The sequence below is a fragment of the Corallococcus exercitus genome (assembly GCF_003611585.1).
GTDB lineage: Bacteria > Myxococcota > Myxococcia > Myxococcales > Myxococcaceae > Corallococcus > Corallococcus exercitus.
Window position 1 is genome coordinate 1 of sequence record NZ_RAVW01000816.1, and the last position, 953, is coordinate 953.

The 953-nt window shown below is 68.9% G+C and carries 1 protein-coding gene; it reads right to left on the reverse strand.

The annotated features are described in order from the left end of the window. Window positions 1–33 precede the first annotated feature (33 nt). Window positions 34–953: sigma-70 family RNA polymerase sigma factor (locus tag D7W79_RS42280; protein ID WP_208729988.1), on the reverse strand; the 920-nt coding region annotated here is incomplete at its 5' end.

Below are 953 nucleotides of genomic sequence, written 5' to 3' on the forward strand. Positions count from 1 at the left end.
CGCCCCCACCCCCTGGGGGTCCGCGTCCGCCTGTCAGCCCTTGGGCACCGCCACCATGTCGAAGTCCGGGATGCGCTCGCGCATGAACTCGCGCATCCGGTTGATGAGGGCCGCCTCAATCTGCCGGGCGCGCTCGCGGCTGACGCCGTACTTGTCGCCGATGTCCTGGAGCGTGAGCGGTTCGTCCGCGGTGAGGCGGTGCTCGAAGATGTAGCGCTCCTTGCCCTCCAGCGTCTGGGCGAAGGCGTTGAGGTTCTCCCGGAAGAGGGCCTTGAGCTGCTCGGCGCCCAGGCGCTCGTCGGCGGGCACCGCGTTGGACGGCAGGAAGCGGTCCGCCCGGGTGGAGCCCGAGTCCCCGTCGTTGCCCAGCGGCGCGTCGATGGACATCTCGTCGTGCCCCAGCCGCTGGTCCATCTCCACCACGTCCTGCTCGGTGACGTTGAGGCGCTCCGCCAACAGGCGCGGGCTGGCCTCGAAGCCCTGCGAGACGAGCTTCTCCTGCTCCTGGCGCAGCTTGAAGAAGAGCTTCCGCTGGGCCTCGGTGGTCCCCAGCTTCACCATCTTCCAGTTGTCCATGATGTAGCGGAGGATGTAGGCGCGGATCCACCAGGCGGCGTAGGAGCTGAGCTTCACGCCCCGGTCCGGGTCGTACTTCTTCACCGCCTGCATCAGCCCGATGTTGCCCTCCTGCACCAGGTCCAGCAGCGACAGGGGATTGCGGTGATATTCGTGGGCCAGCTTCACCACGAGTCTCAGGTTGGAGGCCACCAGGCGGTAGGCCGCCCGCACGTCCCCCGTCGCTTGGTACTCCTTGGCCAGCCGGTGCTCCTCCTCCCGGGTGAGCAGGGGGTGCTTCGTCACCTCGGCCATGTAGGCCTGGAGGGGGTCCCGATTGGTGATGGCGGCGCCTTCCGCCTTCACCAGGGCCGCGGGGCGTACGGGGCGGGCCGGGG